Annotated in this window: 24 protein-coding genes; 23 read left to right on the forward strand and 1 reads right to left on the reverse strand. The window is 63.9% G+C overall.

The window, feature by feature from the left end:
- Nucleotides 1-20 precede the first annotated feature (20 nt).
- From LHJ54_RS07775 to LHJ54_RS07860, 18 genes are all read left to right on the forward strand, one after another.
- Nucleotides 21-1,106, forward strand: a complete 1,086-nt coding sequence (locus tag LHJ54_RS07775; protein WP_228243322.1) for a radical SAM protein — start codon at nucleotides 21-23, stop codon at nucleotides 1,104-1,106.
- Nucleotides 1,107-1,322: 216 nt separating this feature from the next.
- On the forward strand, nucleotides 1,323-4,172 hold the full coding sequence (locus LHJ54_RS07780) for a monovalent cation/H+ antiporter subunit A (protein ID WP_228243323.1): 2,850 nt from the start codon (nucleotides 1,323-1,325) through the stop codon (nucleotides 4,170-4,172).
- Nucleotides 4,169-4,552, forward strand: a complete 384-nt coding sequence (locus LHJ54_RS07785; protein ID WP_228243324.1) for a Na+/H+ antiporter subunit C — start codon at nucleotides 4,169-4,171, stop codon at nucleotides 4,550-4,552. The genes LHJ54_RS07780 and LHJ54_RS07785 overlap by 4 nt, the downstream gene beginning before the upstream one ends.
- Entirely contained in the window at nucleotides 4,549-6,075 is a 1,527-nt protein-coding gene (locus LHJ54_RS07790; protein ID WP_228243325.1) for a monovalent cation/H+ antiporter subunit D, read from the forward strand. The genes LHJ54_RS07785 and LHJ54_RS07790 overlap by 4 nt, the downstream gene beginning before the upstream one ends.
- The gene (locus LHJ54_RS07795) at nucleotides 6,072-6,563 is read left to right on the forward strand and encodes a Na+/H+ antiporter subunit E (protein ID WP_228243326.1); all 492 of its coding nucleotides are present in this window, start codon (nucleotides 6,072-6,074) and stop codon (nucleotides 6,561-6,563) included. The genes LHJ54_RS07790 and LHJ54_RS07795 overlap by 4 nt, the downstream gene beginning before the upstream one ends.
- Nucleotides 6,560-6,829 (forward strand): K+/H+ antiporter subunit F, encoded by a 270-nt coding sequence (locus LHJ54_RS07800; protein WP_228243327.1) that lies wholly within the window; start codon nucleotides 6,560-6,562, stop codon nucleotides 6,827-6,829. Before LHJ54_RS07795 ends, LHJ54_RS07800 begins: the two co-directional genes overlap by 4 nt.
- A 4-nt stretch (nucleotides 6,830-6,833) precedes the next feature.
- Complete coding sequence (locus LHJ54_RS07805; protein ID WP_228243328.1) at nucleotides 6,834-7,286, forward strand: Na+/H+ antiporter subunit G; 453 nt, start codon at nucleotides 6,834-6,836, stop codon at nucleotides 7,284-7,286.
- A gap of 360 nt (nucleotides 7,287-7,646) precedes the next feature.
- Nucleotides 7,647-8,111, forward strand: coding sequence for a Na+/H+ antiporter subunit E (locus LHJ54_RS07810; protein ID WP_228243329.1), 465 nt, complete (start codon nucleotides 7,647-7,649; stop codon nucleotides 8,109-8,111).
- Nucleotides 8,108-8,389, forward strand: a complete 282-nt coding sequence (locus LHJ54_RS07815) for a monovalent cation/H+ antiporter complex subunit F (RefSeq protein ID WP_228243330.1) — start codon at nucleotides 8,108-8,110, stop codon at nucleotides 8,387-8,389. The genes LHJ54_RS07810 and LHJ54_RS07815 overlap by 4 nt, the downstream gene beginning before the upstream one ends.
- A complete protein-coding gene (locus LHJ54_RS07820; RefSeq protein ID WP_228243331.1) occupies nucleotides 8,386-8,673 on the forward strand; it encodes a monovalent cation/H(+) antiporter subunit G in 288 nt (95 codons plus the stop codon). The genes LHJ54_RS07815 and LHJ54_RS07820 overlap by 4 nt, the downstream gene beginning before the upstream one ends.
- Nucleotides 8,670-9,590, forward strand: a complete 921-nt coding sequence (locus LHJ54_RS07825; protein WP_228243332.1) for a hydrogenase subunit MbhD domain-containing protein — start codon at nucleotides 8,670-8,672, stop codon at nucleotides 9,588-9,590. Before LHJ54_RS07820 ends, LHJ54_RS07825 begins: the two co-directional genes overlap by 4 nt.
- Nucleotides 9,587-9,904 carry an NADH-quinone oxidoreductase subunit K gene (locus LHJ54_RS07830; RefSeq protein ID WP_228243333.1) on the forward strand — a complete coding sequence of 106 codons (318 nt, stop codon included), beginning with the start codon at nucleotides 9,587-9,589 and terminating at the stop codon, nucleotides 9,902-9,904. The genes LHJ54_RS07825 and LHJ54_RS07830 overlap by 4 nt, the downstream gene beginning before the upstream one ends.
- Nucleotides 9,897-11,360, forward strand: a complete 1,464-nt coding sequence (locus LHJ54_RS07835; protein WP_228243334.1) for a complex I subunit 5 family protein — start codon at nucleotides 9,897-9,899, stop codon at nucleotides 11,358-11,360. Before LHJ54_RS07830 ends, LHJ54_RS07835 begins: the two co-directional genes overlap by 8 nt.
- Entirely contained in the window at nucleotides 11,357-12,823 is a 1,467-nt protein-coding gene (locus tag LHJ54_RS07840; protein ID WP_228243335.1) for a proton-conducting transporter membrane subunit, read from the forward strand. Before LHJ54_RS07835 ends, LHJ54_RS07840 begins: the two co-directional genes overlap by 4 nt.
- Nucleotides 12,820-14,493: a complex I subunit 5 family protein gene (locus LHJ54_RS07845; RefSeq protein WP_228243336.1), complete on the forward strand. Its 1,674-nt coding sequence runs from the start codon at nucleotides 12,820-12,822 to the stop codon at nucleotides 14,491-14,493. Before LHJ54_RS07840 ends, LHJ54_RS07845 begins: the two co-directional genes overlap by 4 nt.
- 597 nt (nucleotides 14,494-15,090) lie before the next feature.
- Entirely contained in the window at nucleotides 15,091-15,825 is a 735-nt protein-coding gene (locus LHJ54_RS07850; RefSeq protein WP_228243337.1) for a topoisomerase DNA-binding C4 zinc finger domain-containing protein, read from the forward strand.
- Between the two features lie 201 nt (nucleotides 15,826-16,026).
- Entirely contained in the window at nucleotides 16,027-16,290 is a 264-nt protein-coding gene (locus LHJ54_RS07855; RefSeq protein WP_228243338.1) for a hypothetical protein, read from the forward strand.
- 52 nt (nucleotides 16,291-16,342) lie between these two features.
- Nucleotides 16,343-16,975, forward strand: coding sequence for a nucleotidyl transferase AbiEii/AbiGii toxin family protein (locus tag LHJ54_RS07860; protein WP_228243339.1), 633 nt, complete (start codon nucleotides 16,343-16,345; stop codon nucleotides 16,973-16,975).
- An 8-nt stretch (nucleotides 16,976-16,983) separates the two neighbouring features.
- Here the strand turns inward: LHJ54_RS07860 and LHJ54_RS07865 are convergent, their stop codons facing one another.
- Complete coding sequence (locus tag LHJ54_RS07865) at nucleotides 16,984-17,478, reverse strand: hypothetical protein (RefSeq protein ID WP_228243340.1); 495 nt, start codon at nucleotides 17,476-17,478, stop codon at nucleotides 16,984-16,986.
- A gap of 436 nt (nucleotides 17,479-17,914) precedes the next feature.
- Between LHJ54_RS07865 and LHJ54_RS07870 the strand changes: the two genes are divergently transcribed.
- The 5 genes from LHJ54_RS07870 to mobF all read left to right on the forward strand — a co-directional run bounded on the left by LHJ54_RS07870 (nucleotide 17,915) and on the right by mobF (nucleotide 23,804).
- Entirely contained in the window at nucleotides 17,915-18,106 is a 192-nt protein-coding gene (locus LHJ54_RS07870) for an AlpA family transcriptional regulator (RefSeq protein ID WP_228243341.1), read from the forward strand.
- Nucleotides 18,107-18,148: 42 nt separating this feature from the next.
- Nucleotides 18,149-18,664 carry a hypothetical protein gene (locus LHJ54_RS07875; protein ID WP_228243342.1) on the forward strand — a complete coding sequence of 172 codons (516 nt, stop codon included), beginning with the start codon at nucleotides 18,149-18,151 and terminating at the stop codon, nucleotides 18,662-18,664.
- A gap of 204 nt (nucleotides 18,665-18,868) precedes the next feature.
- Nucleotides 18,869-19,240, forward strand: a complete 372-nt coding sequence (locus LHJ54_RS07880; protein WP_228243343.1) for a hypothetical protein — start codon at nucleotides 18,869-18,871, stop codon at nucleotides 19,238-19,240.
- Nucleotides 19,237-21,057 (forward strand): type IV secretion system DNA-binding domain-containing protein, encoded by a 1,821-nt coding sequence (locus LHJ54_RS07885; protein WP_228243344.1) that lies wholly within the window; start codon nucleotides 19,237-19,239, stop codon nucleotides 21,055-21,057. The genes LHJ54_RS07880 and LHJ54_RS07885 overlap by 4 nt, the downstream gene beginning before the upstream one ends.
- Nucleotides 21,057-23,804, forward strand: coding sequence for a MobF family relaxase (gene mobF / locus LHJ54_RS07890; protein ID WP_228243345.1), 2,748 nt, complete (start codon nucleotides 21,057-21,059; stop codon nucleotides 23,802-23,804). Before LHJ54_RS07885 ends, mobF begins: the two co-directional genes overlap by 1 nt.
- Nucleotides 23,805-23,855: the final 51 nt, after the last annotated feature.

Raw genomic sequence — 23,855 nt, forward strand, 5'->3', positions numbered from 1 at the left:
CGCCGGTCCGTTACCGGCTTGTGACCGCCCGATCGCTCAGCTCCTCCCGCGTCAGGCAATGGCAGCCCCGCCGGGTTCTTGTCACACGTTCGGCACTGGGATTTGCCCATGGGCGCGCCATCGCCGAGCGAGCGGCAAGGCAGGGGATCGCGGTGGTGGAACTGCCTGGCGACCGTCTGAACCTTGCGCTGTCGGCGGATGAACGGCGCGCCTATGTCGAGGCGAAGAACACGCTTGCGGTGGTAGTGGCTCCGCCATCGAAGCGCCGCCTGCAACCGATCGCGCCGTCGGCGGACTGGCGCATAGATCTGGCGCAGGGGTGCCCGGCCCACTGCAGCTATTGCTATCTCGCCGGATCGCTGAAGGGTGCGCCGATCACCCGCGTGTACGCCAATCTCGAGCAGGTTCTGGAAGAAGCGCGGGACCACCTGGGGCGTGGCCTGGTCACGTCGCGTTCGGCGGCGCGAATGCACGAGGGAACCACATTCGAGGCATCCTGCTATACCGATCCCCTTTCGATAGAGGCAGTGACCGGATCATTGTCGGCAGCGATCCGCTGGTTCGGCGAATGGAACGCTGACGCGCAGTTGCGCTTCACTACCAAGTTCGCCGCCGTGGAACCGCTGCTGCAGCTTGCGCACAATGGCCGCACCCGCATGCGCGCGTCTGTCAACCCAGCCGCTTACGCCCGCTTCGAGGGCGGCACCGCGCCGGTTGCGCAGCGCTTGCAGGCGCTGCGACGCATGGCCGAGGCCGGATACCCGATCGGTCTGACCATTGCGCCCATCATCGCTGCCAATGGGTGGCAAACGGCTTATGCCGAACTGATCGCGCAGGCGCGTGCCCAGCTGGCTGACTTGCCCGGCGCAGATCTCACCATCGAGCTCATCACGCACCGCTTCAACGCCGGGTCAAAGGCGGTGCTGGAAAGCTGGTATCCGTCTTCCGGGCTGGACATGAGCGGCACCGGGCGCGCGCTGAAGCGGACCAGGTTCGGAGCCGAGAAGGTGGTCTACGACAGCACGACGATGCGGGTTTTGCAGGACTTTTTCGAGCGGCGCATCGCCGATGATCTGCCGCACGCCCGTATCCTGTACTGGACGTGACGGGAGGAGCCGATGCCGTGCCGTGACAGCTTTGCGTCGCGACCGCTTTCCAGGCATTCGCCAAGCGGGCCTTGCGCTGCCCGGAATAATGCCCTTTATGCCTGACCCGCGCGGCATATCGCTTCGCTCGACATTCAACTATCAACTTCTTCGGGGCGCGTTTCAGGTGAATAGGCGGGCTGGTCATCGCGGCCACATCAGGGTGGGAGGATAGACTTGGGCATTTTGCTCCTGTCCGTTCTTCCTTTTCTGGGCGCGCTGCTGGTGGCCTGCCTGCACCGCACGGGCCGCAACGGACAGGCGCTGACGGCGATCACGGTCACGTCTGCCGCACTGGCATTGCTGCTGTTTCATACTCCGGGGGTCATGGCTGGAGAAGTGCCGACCGCCCGCTTCGCTTGGGTTCCGGCGGCCGGCCTCGCCGCCAACTTCTTTCTCGATCCGCTGGGCCTGCTGTTCGCCGGACTGATCCTGGGCATCGGACTGCTGATCGTCATCTATGCCCGCTTCTATCTGGCGGCGGACGATCCGATGGGCCGCTTCTACGTGTTCCTGCTGCTGTTTCAGGGCGCGATGCTGGGCATCGTTCTGTCGGACAACATCCTGCTGCTGATCGTGTTTTGGGAGATGACCAGCATCACCTCGTTCCTGCTGATCGGCTATTGGCGGCACCTGCCAGAAGCGCGGCAAGGCGCCCGGATGGCGCTGGTCGTGACGGGCGGCGGCGGGCTGGCCTTGCTGGCAGGAATGCTGATCCTGGGCAGCATCGCGGGTTCGTACGACCTGACGACGATCCTCGGCTCGCGCGAGATCGTGCAAGCGTCTCCGCTTTATCCGCTCGCCCTGGCGTTGATCCTGCTTGGCTGCTTCACGAAGTCGGCGCAATTTCCGTTTCACTTCTGGCTGCCGCATGCGATGGCGGCCCCTACTCCGGTGAGCGCCTACCTTCATTCCGCGACCATGGTGAAAGCGGGCGTGTTCCTCCTCGCGCGGCTGTGGCCGGTGCTGGCGGGCACGGACATGTGGTTCTACAGCGTTGCGACGGTTGGTCTCGTCACCATGCTGGTCGGCGCGGCCATCGCCGTGTTCAAGAACGATCTCAAGGCGATCCTCGCCTATTCCACGGTCAGCCAGCTTGGCCTGCTCACCATGTTGCTGGGGTTCGGCACGCCGATGGCTGCCATGGTGGCGGTGTTCCACATCATCAACCACGCCACGTTCAAGGCGGCGCTGTTCATGACCGCCGGCATCATCGACCACGAAACCGGCACCCGCGATGTGCGGCGACTGGGCGGGCTGCTGGCCGTCATGCCGATCACGGCGACCATCGCCGGCGTCGCCGCGGCGTCGATGGCCGGCTTCCCTCCGCTCAACGGGTTCATCTCCAAGGAGATGATGCTGGAACAGGCATGGCTGACGACGTGGGGCGGGTTCGGCGGGCTGGTAGCGCTGCTGGCGACCGTGGCTGCGGCGCTGTCGGTGGCTTACTCGCTGCGCCTCTTCGTTCACGTATTTATGGGCAAGAGCAAGCCGGAACTGCCGCAGGCGCCGCACGATCCGCCGGCCGGATTGTGGCTTCCACCCGCGTTTCTGGCGTTCCTGGTTGTCGCGATCGGCCTGCTGCCGGCGCTGATTGCCGGCCCGCTGGTGCAGGCGGTTTCAGGTGCGGTAATCGGCTTCCCGCCGCCACTTGTCGAACTGAAGTTGTGGCACGGATTCAATCCGGCGCTGTTTCTGAGCATCGCGGCCATTGTGGCCGGCGCGCTCATGCTGCGCAGTTATCGTGGGCTGGAGCCAAGGTGGCGGACACTGCCCACGATCGAGGCCAAGACCCTGTTCGACAAACTTGTTGCGGCCATAGTGGCCGGTGCAACATGGGTCACGGCCGCCTTGCACAATGCCTCGTTGCAACGGACGCTGGTGGTGTTCTTCGGCACCGCCATCGTGCTGGGGACGGCAGGCATCATCGAAGGTGGCGGCGCAACCGGGGCGCGCGCAACGCTGCCGGCCTCTCCTGTGGCGGTCGCGGCATGGCTGGCGCTGGTGGGCGCGGCGCTGGCAGTGACCCTGGGTTACCGTGAACGGTTCCTGTCCCTGATCTTCATCAGCGTAATCGGACTGGTGATTGCGCTGGGCTTCGTTCACCTGTCTGCCCCCGATCTCGCCTTGACGCAGATCTCGGTCGAAGTGGTCACGATCCTCCTCCTGCTCCTTGCCCTGAACCTCCTCCCCAAGACGCCGCGTCAGCTGAGCAGCGCGCGCCGCCATCTGCGCGATGCGGCTGTTGGCGTGGCGGGGGGAGGAGCGCTCGGCTATTCGGCCTGGCTGGTGATGACCCGGGATCCGAACAATCCGATTTCGGCGTTCCACTGGGCCAACAGCTATGCGGGCGGGGGCGGCACGAATGTCGTCAATGTCACCTTGGTCGATTTTCGCGCGTTCGACACCTTTGGCGAGATCATCGTGCTTGGCATCGCGGCACTGACCATCTTTGCCTTGCTCGATACAGCGGTCCGGGGCGCTTCGGGCCGACGATTGCTGGCCTGGGTTCCCGACCTCGTGCGCTCGCCCGAGCGGCACCCCATGATGTTTGTGATCGCGACGCGGTTGCTGCTGCCGTTCGCCATGGCGGTTGCTATCTTCCTGTTCCTGCGCGGTCACAACCTGCCGGGAGGCGGCTTCATCGCCGGGCTGGTCGTATCCATCGCTCTCCTGATGCAATTCATGGCTTCGGGTTACGAGTGGGCCGATCGCCGGCGTTCGCTCGACGAGCATCGGATGATCGCCTGGGGCGTGCTGGTTGCCAGCCTGACCGGCGCGGGGGCGGCGCTGTTCGGGGTGCCCTTCTTCACCACTGGCCATGATTATTTCGCCATTCCGCTGATCGGCGAGGTGCATCTGGCGACCGCCCTCTTGTTCGATCTGGGAGTTGTTCTGGCCGTCGTCGGCGCAGTGACACTGGCGCTGGCCGAACTATCCAATGTGGCGCAGCGGGCCGAGCGGCTGGAGAAGGTCGATCATCCGATGGACATTGATCCCAGCCGCGGGCCGGAGGACAGGGCATGAGCCTCGAATTTCTAGTCGCCAGCGCAATTGCGGTGCTGTCCGCCGCCGGCATTTACCTGTGCCTGCGCGGCCGGACGTTTCCCGTGGTGCTGGGTCTGGCGATGCTGTCCTATGCGATCAACGTGTTCCTGTTTGCCGTCGGGCGGTTGATGATCGACCGGCCGCCAATCTATGACAAGTCCGCGGCGGGCTATACCGACCCTCTGCCCCAGGCTCTGGTGCTGACCGCGATCGTCATCGCCTTCGGGATGACCGCGCTGGTGGTGGTGCTGGCCCTGCGAACCTATCTGGAGACCGGGTCCGATCAGGTGGACGGGCACCCAGACGAGCACGCTTCGTCGGACGGGGACGGCCCGGCTGAGGGGGACGCGGCGGCATGAACCACTGGCTGGTCGCTCCGGTCATGCTGCCGCCGGTGGTGGCGGCGCTGCTCCTGTTCGGGATGCACCGGTCGCTGCGCCTAGGTCGTGCGGTGGCGCTTGGCTCATGCCTGTCGCTGCTTGTCATCGCGGTGTCCCTGCTCGTGGAAGCCGACGGCGGCATCATCCAGACGTATCAGATGGGCGACTGGGCCGCGCCGTTCGGGATCGTGCTGGTGCTGGACCGCCTTTCCGCACTCATGCTGGTGCTGACGGCCGCGCTGGCGACGCTTGTGCTTGTTCACGTGATCGCCACCGACCTCGACCGTCAGGGATGGCATTTCCACCCGATGTTCCAGTTTCAGTTGCTTGGCCTCAACGGCGCGTTCCTGACCGGCGATCTGTTCAACCTGTTCGTCTTTTTCGAAGTGCTGCTGATCGCGTCCTACGGTCTCATGCTGCACGGTCAGGGCGCCGCACGGCTGCGTGCGGGCGTACACTACGTCGTCGCCAATCTGGTCGGCTCGACGCTGTTTCTGGTTGGGGTGGGGCTGCTCTACGGCGTGACCGGCACGCTGAACTTTGCCGACATGGCGGTTCGGGTGGGTGCCTTGCCGCCCGGCGATCAGGGTCTCGCACGGGCCGGCGGGCTCCTGCTGCTCGTCGTGTTCGGGTTGAAGGCTGCTCTTCTGCCGCTGCATCTGTGGTTGCCGCAAACCTACTCCGCCACATCGGCACCGGTGGCCGCACTGTTCGCGATCATGACCAAGGTCGGCGTTTATGCCATCATCCGTGTGTTCACGCTGGTGTTCGGCGCGCAGGCAGGAGCGTTGGCCTTCTTCGCGCAGCCCTGGCTCCTGCCAGCGGCGCTGCTGACCGTCGTTGTTGGCTTCATCGGTTTGTTCGCTGCCCGAAGCCTGCGGGAACTGGCGGCTTACGGGGTGATAGGATCGACTGGAACGTTGCTGACCGCGATTGCACTGTTCGAACCGGCTGCGCTGGCTGCCGGCCTCTACTACCTGCCGCACACGACGCTGGCCGGAGCGACGCTGTTCCTGCTGGCGGATCTCGTCGCCCGGCGCCGGGGCAGCCAACAGGACCGCCTGGTTCAAGGTCCGCGCTTTCCCTGGACAGAACCGCTCAGCGCCTTTTTCCTGCTGGCCGCCGTGGCAGTCGCCGGGCTTCCACCCTTGTCGGGCTTCGTGGGCAAGCTGCTGATCCTTTCCAGCGCGCAGGCGCACCCGGCGGCAGGCTGGATCTGGGCGGCGATCCTGGGCACAACGGTGCTTGTGGTGCTCGGCTTTGCGCGCGCCGGATCGCTGCTGTTCTGGAAAAGCGCCGCGGTGGGTGAACCGCTGCGCCCGGCACCGGCCCAGCACTCGCGAGCGGAGTTCCTGGCTCTCGCCGCCCTCTTCGGCCTGCTGGTGGCTCTGGCGGCACTGGCGCTACCGGTCACGCGTTACATGGAAGCGACGGCGGAACAGGTGCTGGCGCCGCAACCGACGATTGATGCGATCCTGACGGACAGAAGGGGTGGTGCATGATACGGCGACTCTTCCCGCATCCCGTGCTCAGCATCGCGCTGGTGGCGGTCTGGCTGTTGCTGCTGAATTCGGTCACGCTGGGCGGCTTCGTTCTCGCGATCATCGTGGGAACGGTGGTTCCGTTGCTGACCGCGCCGTTCTGGCCCAATCGTCCGCAGCTGCGGTTCGGGTGGCCCATGATCGATTACCTGGCGATCGTCCTGTGGGATGTGCTTATCGCGAATTTCGGAGTGGCCCGGCTGATCCTGTTCCGTCGGAGCGAGGATCTGCACTCCGCCTGGCTGACTGTCCCGCTCGACCTGCGTACACCGGAGGCGATTACCATGCTGGCGGGCACCATCAGCCTCACCCCCGGCACCCTTTCTTCCGATCTGGCGGGAGACGGCCGATCACTGCTGGTGCATGCGCTGGATGCCCCGGATCGCGAAGCGGAAGTGCGGCGCATCAAGCATCGTTACGAGCGCCGTTTGATGAGGATCTTCCCGTGATCTCCACAGCACTCTTCTTCGCCATCGCCTGCGTCACCGTCAGCATCCTGCTGTCGCTCGCGCGGTTGCTGCTGGGGCCATCGTCGGGCGACCGTATCCTGGCGCTCGACACCATGGTGATCAACGCCATCGCGCTCATCATCCTGTTCTGCATCCAGGAGCGCAGCGACACGTACTTCGAAGCGGCGCTCTTGCTGGCGATGGTGGGCTTTGTCAGCACCGTGGCGTACTGCAAGTTTGTCCTGCGTGGCGACATCGTGGAGTAATGCCATGAACCCGCTGATCGAAGGCATCATCGCCGGCCTGCTGGTTCTGGGAGGCAGTTTTACCCTTATCGGTTCGTGGGGGCTGGTGCGGCTGCCGTCACTGATGACCCGGCTTCATGGCCCAACCAAGGCGACGACACTGGGCGTCGGTTCCTGCCTGGTTGCATCCATGATCTTCTTTCCTGCCGCAGGGCTTGGTTTCACCGCGCACGAGCTGATGATCACCCTGTTTCTGTTCATCACGGCACCGATTTCCGCGCACATGATCGCCAAGAGCCACATCCACCGGCAAGGGCATCGGCTGGACCCTAACCCGGCCGACGGGATACGTGAAGCGTTGCCTCCTACCGGTGGCCCGACCGACTGGGCTACTTACTGGCAGGGCGGCGAGGGTACGCCTCTCGTCGTGTCGGACGCGGACCAACCGCCGCGCGAACAATCCGACGGGCGCGGCTGACAGTGCTGCCGCGCGGCTAACGGGTTGCAGCCGCTGGCTGCCCGGCCTGACGTGCTGGAACGCCGGTTGCCACGTGGGGAGCGCTTGACTTGCCCGGACATTGCGCGGCAGGACATGCCCCTGACAGCCAAAAGCGAAATGAAGGAGCAGCCTGGTGACCTGCTGCAGCATCTTGTTGAGCATCTTGAGCGCTTTTCAAATGCGTTCATGTGCATCCAGGGCTGTCGCAGGACAGCAAGCCGTGGGTGATTGCCGATCGTTCGCGAGGCCGGACCGGCGCATCGGTTTAGGCCACCCGATGTCCGCGGTGAGCGCCGGTAGGCCGGCTCCAACCCACGCGTGACCATGGCGCAAACTTCCATGGCCAAGTCTCCGGTGAAGCGGTTTGCGCTTCTGTTCGCGCTGTGGCTGGTGCTCAGCCAGGGACGGCTGGACGGCGTCGTGTTCGGCGCTGCTGCCGCGGCCGGGGCCGCGTGGTTCAGCGCCGCGATGAGTTCGGCGATTGGGCCGCGTTTCGGTCTGCTCAGCCTGCTTCGGCTTGCGCCAGGGTTCTTCTGGCGTTCGCTGGTAGGCGGGCTCGATGTGGCGTGGCGGGCGCTGCAGCCGCGCATGCCGCTCAACCCAGGCTGGACGGCCTATTCCTGCCGGCTGCCGGGCGGTGCCATGCGGGTGGCGCTCGGCGGTGAACTGAGCCTGATGCCCGGCACACTCGTGGCGGGCAGCGACGGCGACCGGCTGCTGGTGCATTGCCTCGACATCGGCGGACCGGTTGAAGAAGCCTTGCGCGCCGAGGAGGACCGGCTCGAGGCCGCGATCGTGCCATGACCGGCTTCCTGTACGCCGCCGCGCTCGTCATCCTGGCCACCATTTGCGTGAGCATGTGGCGTGTGCTGCGTGGCCCCACGCGGGCCGACCGCATCATGGGCGCGCAGCTGATCGGAACCGGCGGGGTCGCCGTGCTGGTGCTGCTCAGCCTTGTTCACCGGCAGGCGGGCGTGCTCGATCTCGCGCTGCTGCTCGCCCTTCTGGCGGCGTTCGCGGCGGTGGGTTTCGTCAAGAGCCAGAGTGCGGACGGTGCCGGCGATCCGGAGGGGGAATCGTGATTGCAGACGTGATTACCGTCACGTTGATCAGCATCGGCCTGTTCTTCTTCATCGCGGGAACGGCCGGATTCATCCGTTTTCCCGACGTTCATTCGCGGCTTCACGCCCTGACCAAGGCGGACAACCTCGGGCTGGGCTTCGTGGTGCTTGGCGTGGTTGCGCAGGCGGACAGCGGGTGGAGCGTGCTGAAGCTCCTTCTGGTCTGGCTCCTCGCCCTGACGGCGGCGGCCACCACGGCGCAGCTCATCGCGCGCTTTGCGCTGCCGCCGGGAGAACGGCCATGACGCTGGGGGATGCGTTCGACATTCTGCTGTGCCTGCTGATCCTGACCGCTGCGGCCGGCGTGATCGGCGGACGCGATCTGTTCGGATCGGTGGCGCTGTTCATCGTCTATGGCCTGTTGCTGACCATCGCCTGGGTGCGGCTGGGGGCGGTCGACGTCGCCCTGGCCGAAGGGGCGATCGGCGCCGGTCTGACAGGCGTGCTGCTGCTCGGCGCGGCGGCCAAGATGGATGACGGGGCAGGACAGCGGCCGTCGTTCAGGCCCGGCGCGCTGCTCCTGTGCGCCGGCGTGGCTGGCGGACTGGGATGGGCGGTGGTGTCGTTGGCGCAGCCTGCCGCCGGCCTCATCCCGCTGGTGCGCGAGAACCTGCCGGTGGCCGGGGCGGATAACCCGGTAACGGCGGTGCTGCTGAACTTCCGCGGCTGGGACACGTTGATGGAGGCCGCGGTCCTGCTGATCGCGCTGGTGGGCGTGTGGGCGCTGTCTCCCGAGGATTCCTGGGGCGGACGATCAGGCCTGACCCAGCGGGTGCGCGTGGATGGCGTGCTCGGCACTTTCGGGAGGTTCCTCCCGCCGATCGGGTTCGTGGTGGGCGTGTACCTCGTCTGGGTCGGGACCAGCGCGCCGGGCGGGGCGTTTCAGGGGGGAACGGTGGTTGCCGCGGTGTGGCTGCTGGCGATCATGGCCGGTGTGGTTGAACCGCCGCCTGTGGCCAGCATCCGGCTGCGCCTGCTGCTGATGGCAGGGCCGGCCGTGTTCCTGGCCACCGGCATCTGGGGCTTTGCCGCAGGTGCGTTCATGGCGTTCGATCCCGCCTATGCGAAACCCCTGATCCTGGCCGTCGAACTGGTGCTGGCGCTGTCGATCGCCGCCACCCTGGCGCTGCTGGTCATCGGTCGTCCCAGAAGGCCGCAATGACCCAGACGCTGATCTTCGGACTGACGGGAGCCGCCTTGATCGCGCTGGGGTTCTACGGCTTTGTCTCCCACCGGCACCTGCTGCGGCAGATCGTCGCCTTCAACCTGATCGGCAGCGGCCTGTTCCTGTTGTTCGGGGCGCTGGCGCGGCGGGCGCCGGACGGAACCAGCGACCCTGTGCCGCAAGCCATGATCATCACCGGCATCGTCGTCTCTTTCGCCGCCACCGCGCTGGCCGAAGCCATCGCCGAGCGCCTGCACGACCGAACGGGTCGCCCAAGCCTGCCAGACCTGGACCCGGACGACGATGACTGAGCCGGCGCTGGCGGTCGCGTTGCCCCTTGGGGCCTGCCTTCTCACGGTGGTGCTGGGACGGCGCGCATCATGGCTGCTGTGGCCGGTGGTGCCGGCAAGCCTAGCCGTCGCCTGGCTGATGGCGCGCCGCGTACCAACCGCGCACGCGCTGGGCGGGTGGGATGCTCCTCTGGGCATCGTGCTGCGCGCCGACGGGCTGGCCGCCGCGTTCGTGTTGATGACAGCGGTGGTCGCCAGCGGGATCGGCCTGTATGCCGCGCGCTACTTCGCCACTGCGGTTGAAACCCGCAGAACTTTCGCGTTCTGGCCGCTGTTCTACGCGGTCTGGACGGCTGCGAACACGATCTTCCTGAGCGGCGACATCTTCAACCTGTATGTTGCCCTCGAATTGCTGACCCTGGCGGCGATCGCGCTGGTTGCGCTTGATGGAAGCACCCGGAACCTTGTCGCGGCCATGCGGTACGTGCTGTTCGCGCTGTTCGGCTCGCTCGCTTTCCTGATCGGCGCAGCGCTGATTTACAGCGCCTATGGCACCCTCGACATGGCCTTGCTGCAAGGCAGGGTGACGGCCGAACCCGCAACGCTGGTCGCGGTCGGCCTGATCAGCGCGGGACTCTTTGCCAAGACGGCACTGTTTCCCTTTCACGCCTGGCTGCCGCCGGCCCACGCCGGCGCGCCTGCTCCGGCCAGTGCGCTGCTGTCGGCGCTGGTTGTCAAGGCCAGCTTCTATATCCTGTTCCGGCTGTGGTTCGATGTCCTGCCGGACCTTGCCGGGGCAGGGGTGGTGGTGTTGTTCGGCGTCCTGGGCAGTCTCGCGGTGCTCTACGGCTCGATTCAGGCGATCCGGCAACAGCGCCTCAAACCGATCATCGCCTATTCGACGGTGGCGCAGCTTGGGTATCTGTTTCTGGTGTTTCCCCTGGCCGGCGCCGGGGGCGAGGCCCAGCCGTGGGCCAATGGCGCGTGGAGCGGGGCGGTGTTTCACGCGCTGGCGCATGCGTTCGCCAAGGCCGCCATGTTCCTTGCCGCCGGCGCCATGATCCTGTCGGCTGGCGACGACCGGCTCGGCAGCATGGCGGGACTGGGTAAATCCGTCCCGGTGGCAAGCTTCGCCTTCGGACTTGCTGCCGTCTCGCTGATGGGGTTGCCGCCCAGCGGAGGTTTCCTCGCCAAGTACCTGATGCTCAAGGCCGCCTTCGCTTCGGGCGAGGTGTGGTGGGCGGCGGTGCTGGTCGGCGGCGGGTTGCTGGCGGCGGTTTATCTGTTTCGGCCGCTGAACGAGCTGATGCGGACACGCGCCGCCGATGCGCCGCCGCTCGCGCGGGTGCACTGGACGCTGGAAGCGGTGCCTCTGGTCCTGGCGCTTGGGGCCGTCCTGCTCGGCCTTGCTTCGCTCGAACCCTATCGCCTGATCGACGTAGGAAGTCCGCGCGCGGCACTGGAGGGACTGTCGTGAACGCCTGGCTTCCGGTCCTGACCCTGGCGACCAGCCTGTTGCCGGCGCTGATCATTTTCCGCCTGCCGGACCACCGGGCGCGCGCCCGCACCCTTGTCAATCTGGCGGGCGCTGTCGGCAAGCTGGCGCTGGTCGCGGTCATGCTCAACGGAGTGGCGGCGGGGGAGGTGTACGAGACAAGGTGGGCGCTGGCCCCCGGCCTTGACATCCTGCTGCGGGTCGACGCGCTGTGCCTGCTGTTCCTGACGCTGTCGGCTTTCCTGTGGCTGCTCACGACCATCTACGCCATCGGGTATTTCGGGGATGCGCCGAACCAGTCGCGCTTCTTCGGCTTCTTCAGCCTGTGCGTAGCGGCAACCACCGGCGTTGCCCTGTCGGGCACGCTGATCACTTTCTTCCTGTTCTACGAGTTCCTGACCTTGTCGACGTGGCCGCTGGTGACTCACAAGGGCGATGCCAAGTCGATTGCGGCGGGGCGCAAGTATCTGGCCTATACCCTTGCCGGCAGCGCGGCGCTGCTGATCGGAATGGTCTGGCTGGAAAGCATGGCGGGCCCGGTCGAATTCGCCGTTCCGGACAGCCTGCTGCAATTGCCGTCGCTGCCGCTGGTAATCATCTTCGCGCTGCTGATCGGCGGGTTGGGCGTGAAGTCTGCGCTGGTCCCCCTGCATGGCTGGCTGCCGGCGGCGATGGTTGCGCCGGCCCCGGTATCGGCGCTGCTCCACGCCGTCGCCGTGGTCAAGGCCGGTGCGTTCGGCATCGTGCGCATCGTGTACGATGTTTACGGCTTCGATCTGGTGCAGTCGCTCGGCGTGCACCTGCCCCTCGCGGCCGTCGCCTCCGCAACCATCATCTACGGATCCGTTCGCGCGCTTTTCCAGAACGATCTGAAGCGGCGGCTGGCGTTTTCCACGGTCAGCCAGGTAAGCTACATCGTGCTTGGCACCGCGCTGGCCGGGCCGGTGGCGACAGTCGGCGGACTTGTGCATCTGGTTCACCAGGGTTTGATGAAGATCACCTTGTTCTTCTGCGCCGGCGCGCTTGCTGAACGCATTGGCGTGACCCGCGTGGATCAGTTTGACGGCATCGGGCGGGCCATGCCGGTCACGATGACCGCCTTCACCATTGGCGCACTCGGCATGGTCGGGGTTCCACCGGTTGCCGGTTTCGTCAGCAAGTGGCAGCTGGGGCTGGGCGGGCTGGACGCGGGGCAGCCATGGGTGCTGTTCGTTCTGGCGACCAGCAGCCTGCTCAACGCCGCCTACTTCCTACCGCTCGTGTACCGGGCATGGTTCGTTCCTCCGGTGGCGGCGGCTCCGCGCGGCCGCGAACATGGCCTCATGCTGATCTGGCCCGCCGCCGTCACCGCGACCGTCGCCCTGGGGGCGGGGTTGTTCGCCGGCTTCGCCTTCAGCCCGTTGTCGTGGGCGCAGCTCATCATGCAGCGGTTCTACGGTTCATGAGCGCGGCGATCCTTCTTTACGCCATCCCGGGCGTCCCGATCGGATTGACCCTGCTCGCCCTGCTGCCAGCCAGCCGCGCGGTGTTGATCCATACGCTGCCGTTCGCGGCCCTGCCGGCGCTCGGCGCGGCACTGTTCCTGCCTGCGGGGTCGACGCAGATGCTGCCGGAAGTGCTGCTGGGCGCTCAGCTTAAACTGGACGGGACCGGGCGATTGTTCCTCGGAATTGCCGCGCTGCTGTGGACGGTGGCGGGCATCTACGCCCGGTCGAGCATAGGTGGCGAGGGGCGGGAGCGGTTTGCCGGCTTCTGGCTCACCACGCTGAGCGGCAATATGTTGCTGCTCATAGCGGCGGATCTGGTCACGTTCTACCTCGCTTTCGTTACCCTGTCCCTCGCTGCATTCGGCCTGGTGGTGCAGTCGGAAACGGCGGAGGCGCGGCGCGCAAGCCGGATCTACCTCGCGCTGGCGGTATTTGGCGAGACCCTGCTGCTGCTCGGACTGATGGTCGCGGCAGCCGGTGCCGGCTCGATCCTGATCGGCGATGCGCGCGCCGCCCTGCCGCTGTCGCCCGATCGCGACCTGGCGCTTGTCTTGCTGCTGGGTGGCTTCGGTCTGAAGGCGGGACTGGTGCCGCTGCATATGTGGCTTCCGCTCGCCCATCCGGCGGCGCCGGTGCCTGCGTCAGCCGTCCTGTCCGGTGCGATTGTCAGCGCGGGCATCTTCGGCCTGATCCGCTTTCTGCCGCTGGAGGCAAACCTGCCTGGCTGGAGCGTGATCATGACAGTTCTGGGCCTTGTCACGTCCTTTTACGGGATCCTGGCCGGCGTGTTTCAGCGGCGACCCAAAACGGTTCTTGCCTATTCCACGCTAAGTCAGATGGGCCTTGTCATCGTTATTCTGGGCTCCGGCTTCGGCGCGCCAGCGGCGGCGCCGGTCCTGGCCGCTGCCGGGTTCTATGTCGCGCACCACGGGCTTGCCAAGGGAGCGCTGTTCCTGTCGGTCGGGCTGCTGCACGACACCGGCGGACAACGGCGGACGGTGGCACTGGCGGTGACCGCGGTTCTTGCCCTTGCCATTGCAGGGCTGCCGTTGACAGGGGGTGCGCTGGCCAAGCTAGCCGCGAAGGAAACGCTTGCCAGCGGACTGGTCGCAAACCTCGTGACCCTGTCGGCGGCGGGCTCGACGCTGCTCATGCTGCGGTTTGTTCAGTTGGTGCGACGCGAGCAGGTTGCGCCGCATATCCGTCCAACTGCGGCACCGGCAGTGGCTTTTACCCTCTGCGCGGCCGCAGCGCTGATCCTGCCATGGCTGCTTCTTCCAGGAACCGGGCTTGCGGCCAGCTACGCTTTTGCTGGCGCCGTTCTGTGGCAGGCTCTCTGGCCAATCGCCATCGGCCTTGCAGTTTTCACAGCTGCGCTGCGTTTGCGGCGACCTCCACCCGACGTGCCGGAAGGCGACATCGTCGTGCTTGCCGAGCGTGTGTTCTACAGGCTGAAGGAACAGGCGCTTGCGATTCATCGACCAGCCTGGAGCATGCCGCGCCTGCACCGGATCGGCATCGTCTCGGCGCGCGTGCTTGACCGGGCAGAGGCCGCTTTCGCCAGATGGTCGCTGGCCGGCCCGACCGTGCTATTCGTCGGGATCGCCGCCGCAGTCGCGTCCAGTTGATCGCCGGGTCGTGACCGAGCATGAAGCAGGCGGCCGCGCTGAGGTCAGGCAGCTGAGCCGCAGCCAATCCTTTGGCTACGACCTGGCCATGGCAGGCAGCCAAGCGGGCAGAGGGGCACAACCACCCATCATCGCGCCGTGCGCGTTGGCTGGCAGCCGGCCATCGCGGTGTCACGAAACGCGCCGCGAGAGCGATAACAAACGCGCGCAGCCAAACGCCTGCGCCGATAGCGCTTGAATTCAGCGTATTGGCCAGGGAGCCGATAGAATGGTGCCAGAAGAGGACTCGAACCGCTCTCAGAATGTCGCAAAACTGCGAGAATCTTGACCTTGGTTACTTAAGTGAGGCCCCCGTCGGTGCCCCCAAATGAAAATTTTACCAGAGGATTTGGGTCCCATCCTCGAAAAAACTTAATGATTTCAATATGTGTCTTCTGACGTAGAACGCGCCTGATTTCCAGCAAATTTGCATGGCCGACCAGCTCCAATGCGGTGCATTTGACGCGGTGGCGACCAGCTTCGAAAATGGGAAGCTAAGTGAATCGATAATCAACTCTGCTACAATGCTGCAGCCGCATCGAGGAGGAGAACTGGCGTTTGCTTATCGCACCCGAAGATCCCGGTTCCGAAACCATTCGGGTGCCTGTCCTCAAGGTCTTTGACGGCGATGGATTCCTGACCCGTATCGACAACCCGCGACGTGGAGCGAGCCTTGAAGTTACGATCAGGCTGGGGTTCATTGACGCGCCGGAAATGGAGCAGCCTGGCGGCATCGGGGCGCGTGATTTCCTTCAATCGCTCATTGGCGGAAGGCATGTCGATCTGGCCATTTTGATGAAAATGGACACTGGCGGCATTGTCGACCGGCACAAGCGGATCGTTGCAGTACCCTATTTGCCGATGGATCAGAGCAGTGAGGCTGGCGGTACGGCCTCCCGGCTCGGACAGTTCTTTCGGGAGCTGACTGCACCATCTCACCGCAACATCGAGTTGGAAATGATCCTCAATGGATGGGCATGGGTGCTTGATCGCTATGACCCCGATGAAAGCTACTTCGATGCGCTCGAAGATGCTCAGCGAAACCGGCGCGGTATCTGGGCGAATGACAACAACGTTCATCCCTGGGAATTCAAGAAGCAGCGCTACAGGGCTCGTCGGGCGAAACCAATGCCTGCTCCCCAAACGCCGCTCTTCGACATACCTGAGGCAGCAATTTCGTGTCCGATGAAAGGCTGCGATGGTCAGCTGGTTGAGAAAAGCGGGCGTTTCGGGAGTTTCCTTGGATGCTCGAATTTTCCGAGGTGCCGCCACTCGCGCACTTTGAATGGATGACTTTTGTGAGCTCTAAGGGATCGCAGCGAAGTCCGAGCGCGTCTGCAATCGAGGGGCTTTTCTCCCGCAAAACGCGATTTTTGACGAATGCGGGATAAATCGCGGATTGGCTCTCTGCGTTCTTCCTATGTTCGAACATTCTTGTTTTGCTAACGCATGAAGCGTATATTCTCACCCTGAGATCGATTCCGCAGGTTTAAGATGAGCAACCTAACTGCACAGGTTCTGGCAACGGTGAACGCCCCCTATGGGGCGAACCATTCCGCTCATCAACTCGCTGCGCTTATCGCTGACCCATCGAGTGTGGCAACGTGTGACGCCAGCGTCTTCGCTTTCTTCTCAGAGGTGACACCAGCGGCCCAGAAAGCCTTCATGGCTGAAATGAAGGTCAATGAGGATATGGCGAAAGCTGTCGCCAGCCAGTTTTCCAAGATGGCTGGGTACTCGCTGCCTCTGGCAGCCTGAGCAAGTGATCTCGCCTCGACAGCAGCCGAGCCAATGGCCGCTTTTATTTGATTTGGCATCCGACATCATCGCGCGAGCCACCGAAGCCGTTGGCCGCGAGCCAGATTGGTCGTTCGGAGGTGGAACGGCATTGATGCTCCAGATCGATCATCGCGAGAGCCATGACATCGACCTCTTCCTTTCCGATCCCCAATTCCTCCCCTACCTCAATCCCGAGACGCAGGGGTTTGAGCTCGACCGAATGCCGGACACCTACGAGACAGACGGCGCGGGTTCCCTCAAACTGATCTTCGAAGACATTGGCGAAATCGACTTCATTTACTGTGCCGACATTACGCCAGAGCCATCACAGGTCAGTGAGCTACGGGGGCGAACAATCCGGCAGGAAACTCCGGCAGAGATAGTCGCTAAGAAGGTCTACTATCGCGGTGCATCGATGCAGCCACGCGATATGTTCGATATCGCGGCCACCAGCGAAAAGCTGGGCCAGGACTACGTGATCAATGCCTTCCGCGAATGCGGGGTCGATCGATGTACGAATGCAGTTCGAGCTGCGGAGAATATGAAGCCTGACTTCGCTAGCTCAATCATCAAGCAACTCATGTACCGCGACAATAACGGCCATCTGGTCGAGGAAGCGCAGCCGGTTACAGTGCAGCTGTTGCGTGCAACCCTACGCGCCTAGGGCTCCCTTCACTCAGCCCCAATATCAGCCCATTCAAGAACCAGCTTGTCACCCTTCACACGGGGCAAGGACTTGCGTGGAATGAGCTTCCCGCGCACCTCGAAGTCGGACGTGATCTTGACCAGAAAGACCATGCTGAAGTTCCGTTTGAGGTTCAGCGTGACCCGGTCATTGCACTTGAATGGCGTGATTGTCTTGACCTCGACCAGGTCATTGCCGAGCCGTCCGTCCGATCCTTGAGCGTAGTTGCGGTGCAGCTTAATGCCGTGCGTGATCGCCCCGTAAAGCTCTCCGATATCGCCATACACCTGCAGGTGCTTGCCCGTGTGCATGTGATACTGCTCTGCGGTGCAGATCAGGTCCTCGAATATCGAGACCAGCGACAGATCGGCATTGGGATATTTTGCCCGCCATTCCTTGTACTGGATTTGCTCGTTGATCTCGTCCCAGCTGATCCATTCGCCATCATCCCAGATGGCATTGTCCGGCCCAAGTTGCTGCATCCGTAAATCCGCAAATATGTAAAGATTTTGGTGTTTTCTTTGCATGTCCGCATCACCGTGCAAAGCGAAAGCGCATTTACTTGTCATATCGACCCAAGCTTCGATTCGCGCGAAAACCGGTCTTCCGCTGCACCAGTCCCGTAGATTCGGACCTGCATTGCCCCGGAGCGGACACCGGCGGGGAAAATTCTTTTGGTCCCACATCGTCCATTGCGATCCACCATCGTCCGCCGCTCGGTATGAAACGGCGTTTGATCTCTTTTTGTTCTTTCCTACACCCTTGCGATTCGCATAGCTTGACCAGTGTCACCTAAGCCAAGGGTGGCGCTGAGTTGAACATCTGATCGCACGGTCCGCAACGGCAATTTGAGAACCAACCCATCGTCGCAGGGGAGTGCGGCAACGGTGACAGAACCTTGAAGAAAAGGAATCTGTCATGCCGAATATCGAACTACTCACCTGCCATGAGGTCATGCGCCTCACGGGCATTCGAAGCCGGACAACGATCTGGCGACGCATCCGCCGGGGTGCCTTTCCTCATCCAATAGACATTGGCGGTGGACGCATCCGCTGGCGTTCCACTGACATCGAGGGGTGGATCGAGGCCCTCCCCCTGCGCAGCTATTGACCCCGCCAAGGCGGGCAATGGCCCGCAGAAAGCATCTCCCCCATGTCTATCCTTTCCCTGATCAACGCGACCCTGCAGAAGCATGGCTGGCTGATCTCCCGCCTTCCGAGCGAGGAGGAAGATCGCGCTGCCCAACTCGTCGAATTGCTCGTTGAAGACACTGCCGCTGGGCGCGCCCGTCGCCACACATTGCAGCCCTGGCTATGGTACGAGCGTCCGGTCCGAGAGCGGTTTGAGGGGCAAGATTGTTGTCTCACCGTCGAGGGACCGATCTACCGGAGCAGGGACGGAACCGGGTATCCCCTTGGCAGCCAGCTTCGCACCGAAATCGGTTGGCTGGACCTCACGCCAGAAGAGACCAACCGGCTCGCAGACGAAGTCCGGTCAGCGATCGACCTGGCCCTGCTTAGCTGGTTCACGCGCCCCGATATGGCTGATCGCCAGTTGCCTTCTCGCCAGTCCCGCGACCGCTACTTCGACGACGATGTCGCCCGCAATCTGATCCTGTCTGCGACGCCTTCAACGGCCAGCATGGAGCAAGATGCCCATGTCAATTGACCGGACAAAGATTGGAGAAGAAAGGGGCCACGATACTGCGTATCGGACCCGAAATTTTCATACACACCCCACGCACGTGTGCATCGAGGAATTCTGCGGGCTTAACCGGATGCGGATAGCATCGCGTTCAGGCCATTCGCCCGGAATCCGCTCAATTCCGCCATCCTTCGCGATGGCGGATAGCATCGCCACCGGAGCGGACCGATGAGCGCGCGGGCGCAAACGGTGCGCCTTAGTCCGTCGCAATATCGGGTGCTTGCTGACTTCGCCAGGCGGAGGGGCCTGAGCGACTACGCCATGCTCGCGCGGGTCGTGGAAGCAGGCTTTCTCGCCATGCTTCACGGCACCGACAAGGAGACCGATCTCGCAGAACTGGCGCACGAGATCGGAGCGATATCGGCGCGCCTCGCCGAGGCTGAACGGGTGCTCGATCGTACCTTGTTCACCGCCTGTGCGGCCTACGCTTACGCCCGCCATGCCGCGCTGGGCACGAAGAAAACCGACGAGACAATTGCAGGCGAAGCGCGCGCCGCGTTCGAGCGCCAGCGCTCGCTTGCTCTGGAGATCGAGCCATGAATTCGAACATCGATTTTGTCACCCGCGCCCATGCCTTGTGGCGTGTGCGCATGGCACAATGGCAGCAACGTTTTCGCTTCTTTTCCACGATCACTCTTGGTGCAGCAGCGACTGGAGCAATCATCGCCCCGCAGTTCCTGCTGCATGGCCCCGCGATAACGACAGCGGTGCAGTATGCGTGGGCCAACGTGCTGACCCTGCTCGGTTCCCTTGGGGAAAGCGACATCAAGATGAACATTGCGATGGAAGGCCAGCGCTGGACCGTTTCCGCCGCCTGGTTCGCCTCTGAACCGCTCTTTGCCGATACCTTTTGGCAGGTCGTCAAAGTGATCGCTGGCGGTGCAATCACGGGCTTTACCATAGGGCTGTTCACCGTCTGGGTGCTCCAGCGCACCATGTCGGCTCAGGGCCAAGATACGCTTGCCGACCGGGTCATTGGAGGAACGCGCGTGGCGGACCAAGAGGACGTTGCCGCGCAGACCACATTGCTCTGTGGCAGGGACGCCCTGCGCATCGGCCAGGTTCCTGTTCCGCGCCGGATCGAGACCCGTCACTTCGCTTTTCTAGGCACCACCGGCAGCGGCAAGACCACTGCCCTTCGTCAGATGCTCGACGGTATCGAACGGCGAGGCGAAGCAGCGCTGGTCTATGACACTTCGGGCGAGTTCATCGCGCACTATTACAATCCCGCGCGCGGCGACATCATCCTCAATCCTTTCGATGCGCGCTGCGCATTCTGGACGCCCTTCGACGAGATATCGCATCCTGCCGATGCCGACCGGATTGCACGCCAGCTGGTTTCGGAAACCAGCAGTCAGGATGACGATGTCTGGCTGGAGACAAGCCGTATTCTTGTCGCCAACATGATCCGCTCGCTTTGGGCGGAAAAGAACTGCAGCCTTGAAGCCTTGCTCGAAGCCTTGCAGGTCAAGGACAAGGAGCAGTTGAAGGAGTGGCTGGGGCATACTTCGTCGGCCCGTACCTTTGCCAATGACGCCGACCGCGCCACCGGCAGCGTGCTTTTCATGCTCGCCAAGGCGGCTAACCTGATCCAGTTCCTGAAGGTCGAAGATGAGGGAGAGGACCGTTTCGCCTTCCGCGATTTCATCGCCAAACTGGACGAGTGGGAGGGTGCAAGGCCCTGGATCTTCGTCCCTCGCAAGGAAGACTACTTTGAAGCCTCCAAGCCGCTCATGGCATGCTGGCTCGAATGTGCTGCGAGTGCGGTGCTGGGTCTGTCGCCCTCGCCGGACCGCCGCATCTGGTTCGTGCTCGACGAGCTGGCCGACCTCCCCCGTGTCGACAACCTTGCTCGCCTTCTTCCCGAAGGTCGCAAGTTCGGTGCGGCCACCGTGCTCACATTTCAGGCGCTCGGGCAGATGCGCAATCGCTACGGCGCGAACATCGCCGAGGCCATGCTTGCCTGTTGCAACACCAAGCTGTTTCTCCAAACGGTCGATCAGGAAACCCGCAAGTGGGCGAGCGAGACCATCGGCCAGTGCGAGGTGGAATTGCGCGTTGCCACCGACACGCTGTCGATTGGCAGTGAAGTGCCGCGAACCACTATCGCGACCCAGCGGCAATTCCGGCCTGCCGTGCTCGAAAGCGAACTGCGGCTCAGTCCGCATCAGGGCTACCTGCTGCTTCCCGATGGCCTGCCGGTCGCGCGCATCGGCCTTACCGCCGATCACATCACCCGGCGTGGCGAGCCTCGTCAGCCCGGTTACGTGCCAGGCGATCCGGCGGGAACGTTGTGGAGCCGGGTCAGCGAGATCGCCAAAGGTGCCGAGCCCGACGCAAAACCGGGACCGGTGTAATGGTCGCATCGGTCTCGGCGCTGTCGAGTGCAGGTCAGGCTGCGAGCTACTACGAAGCCGACGATTACTATGCCGAAGGCGGCATGGCACCGTCCGAATGGTTTGGAGAGGCAGCGGAGAAGCTGGGCCTGTCGGGCGAGGTCGATCGCGAGAAGTTTGCCGAACGGCTCGAAGGCCGCATTGCCGGACAGCAACTGGGCACTACGCGCGATGGCAACGTCGAGCACCGGCCAGGCTGGGACATCACCCTGTCCGCACCCAAGTCGGTCTCGATCATGGCCGAGGTTGCCGGAGACAAACGGCTGATCAAGGCGCATGGCGCGGCAGTGAAGGTGGCGCTCGCCCATGTCGAGAAGCACTTGGCGGCAACACGGATCAGGCAGGGCGGCGAGGTCCGACGCGAGGTGACCGGCAATCTCGCCATCGCCACCTTCCGTCATGCCACGAGCAGGGCGCAGGACCCGCAGCTACATACCCACGGCGTTATCCTCAACGCCACGCAGGACAAGGATGGCAACTGGCGCAGCCTTGAGCCGCGCGCCTTCTATCAGCTCCAGAAGGAGATCGGCGCGATCTACCGGCAGGAACTGGCGCACGGCGTTTCCGCTCTAGGATACAAGATCGAGGCCGGGAAAGACTCGCTGTTCGAGATCGCAGGTGTCCCAGAGAAGGCCATCGACGCGCTGAGCCAGCGCACAGCAGCCATCGATGCCCGGCTTGCCGAGCGCGGCACGAGCCGCCCGGAAGCGAGCGCTGCCGAAAAGCAGATCGCGGCGCTCGATACGCGCGAGGCCAAGACCAGCGCAGATCATCGCACCTTGCGCGCCGATTGGCGGTCAACCGCCGATGCCAACGGGTTCGACAAGGCAGCGCGAGACAAGCTGATCGGTGAAGCGAGAGAGCGGGCTAAAGGCAACGAAGCAACTGCCAGCCCGGAATTGCTGGCACGGCAGGCTGTGGCCTGGGCCGCAGCCAAGCTCTCCGAGCGAGAGGCCGTATTCTCAGCCAGCACACTCGCGCGGGAAGCCGGAGACTTCGCCTTCGGCAAGGCCGGGCACGGTGCTATCAGCACAGCGATTGCCGAGGCCGAGGAACGCGGCGAGCTCGTCCCGCGCACTTTCCTCGACCGGCGCGGCGCGGAGTTTGCCGGGTTTACTACGCCGCAGGCTATCGCAACCGAACGCACCATGTTGCGTCTGGAGGAGGCCGGGCGCGGCAAGGCGCAGTCGCTCGCCAGTCCAGTGGCGGCAGCACGGACCATCGAGCGCGCTTCACGGCTGTCGGCAAGATCCGGCTATGCCTGGACCGACGACCAGAAGCGCGCGACCGCAGACCTGCTTACTTCGCGGGATCGCGTGGCAGCCGTCCAGGGCTATGCCGGGACTGCCAAGACTACGACAGTGCTTGCAACCTACGCGCGCGAGGCACGGCGACACGGGCTTGCCGTAACCGCGCTTGCGCCAACTGCATCAGCGGCAACCGTGCTAGGCGAGGCGCTAGGCCTGCGCGGCGATACCGTGGCGCGGCATTTGCTGGCACCGGAGGCGAAGGTATCAGGCAAGGATGCCGTCTGGATTGTCGATGAAGCCTCGATGCTATCGGCGCACGACATGGCAAAGCTCATGACCCGCGCCGACAAGGCCGGAGCCCAGCTTGTCCTGGTCGGTGACGTCAAACAGCTGGGATCGGTCGGCGCCGGCGCAGCCTTCGCCCAATTGCAGCAGGCAGGCATGGCGACCGCGAAACTTGCCGAGGTCGTCCGGCAGACCAATGCCGAAACGCGCGAAGCAGTCATGGCCTCGATCGAGGGCCATGCGGGCAAGGCTCTGGCCGCACTGGAACGTGGCGGCGGCAAGGTGATCGAAGGCACAACGCCGGACGAACGCCTTGGAGCGATGGCCCGCCACTACATTGCCTTGTCGCCTCCAGAGCGTGCGCGAACGCTAGTGATAGAGCCATCACGCGAGGGCCGCGACAGGCTCACCGGCATGATCCGAGCAAAGCTGATCGAGCGCGGCGAGCTTTCAGCGGAAGCCATGCGGCTAGACGCTCTTGAAGCGAAAGGCCTCACTCGCGCCGAAGCGCGCGACGCGGCCAGCTATTCCATCGGCGATGTCGTCCGGTTCAGCCGCGACTATGCCGCCAAGGGCGTCAGTCGGGGCGAGAGCTTCGCTATTTCCGCTATCGATCCTGAGCGTGGGCGCATTGCACTCGAAGGACGCGATGGCCGTTCGCTTGACTGGCATCCCCGGCAGTGGGGTGCGGGCAAGGCGGAGGTGTTCGAGTCGAAGCCGATGGAGCTGCGGACCGGCGACCGGGTGCAGTTCACCCGCAACGACCGAGAGGCCGGGCGGGTCAATGGCCTTGGCGGCACCATCGCCCGCATCGATTCTGACCGGGGCCAGGCAACCGTGAAGCTCGCCAACGGACGCGAGCAGAAGCTCGATCTGTCCAATCCTCGCGACGCCCATTTGCGTCATGCCTGGGTCCAGACCGCCCACGCTGCACAAGGCCAGACCGCCGAACGCGTCGTGATCCACGCCGACAGCCGTTCAACCAATCTGGTCGACCAGAAGATGCTCTATGTCGCGCTGTCACGCGCCAGGGCCGATGCGGTAGTTGTAACTGATGATAAGGACCGGCTTGTCCGTGCGATTTATGAGCGCGCGGGTGAGAAGCAGACGGCCATGACCGCGACTACTCCCGATGCCGGAAAGTCAAAGGCAATGGGTGCTGGGTTGGGATGATCGAATAGCCTCTGCAATGGCAGACCATGGCGTCCTTCGTCCTGCCGTTGG

Source organism: Porphyrobacter sp. GA68 (assembly GCF_022605525.1).
GTDB lineage: Bacteria > Pseudomonadota > Alphaproteobacteria > Sphingomonadales > Sphingomonadaceae > Qipengyuania_B.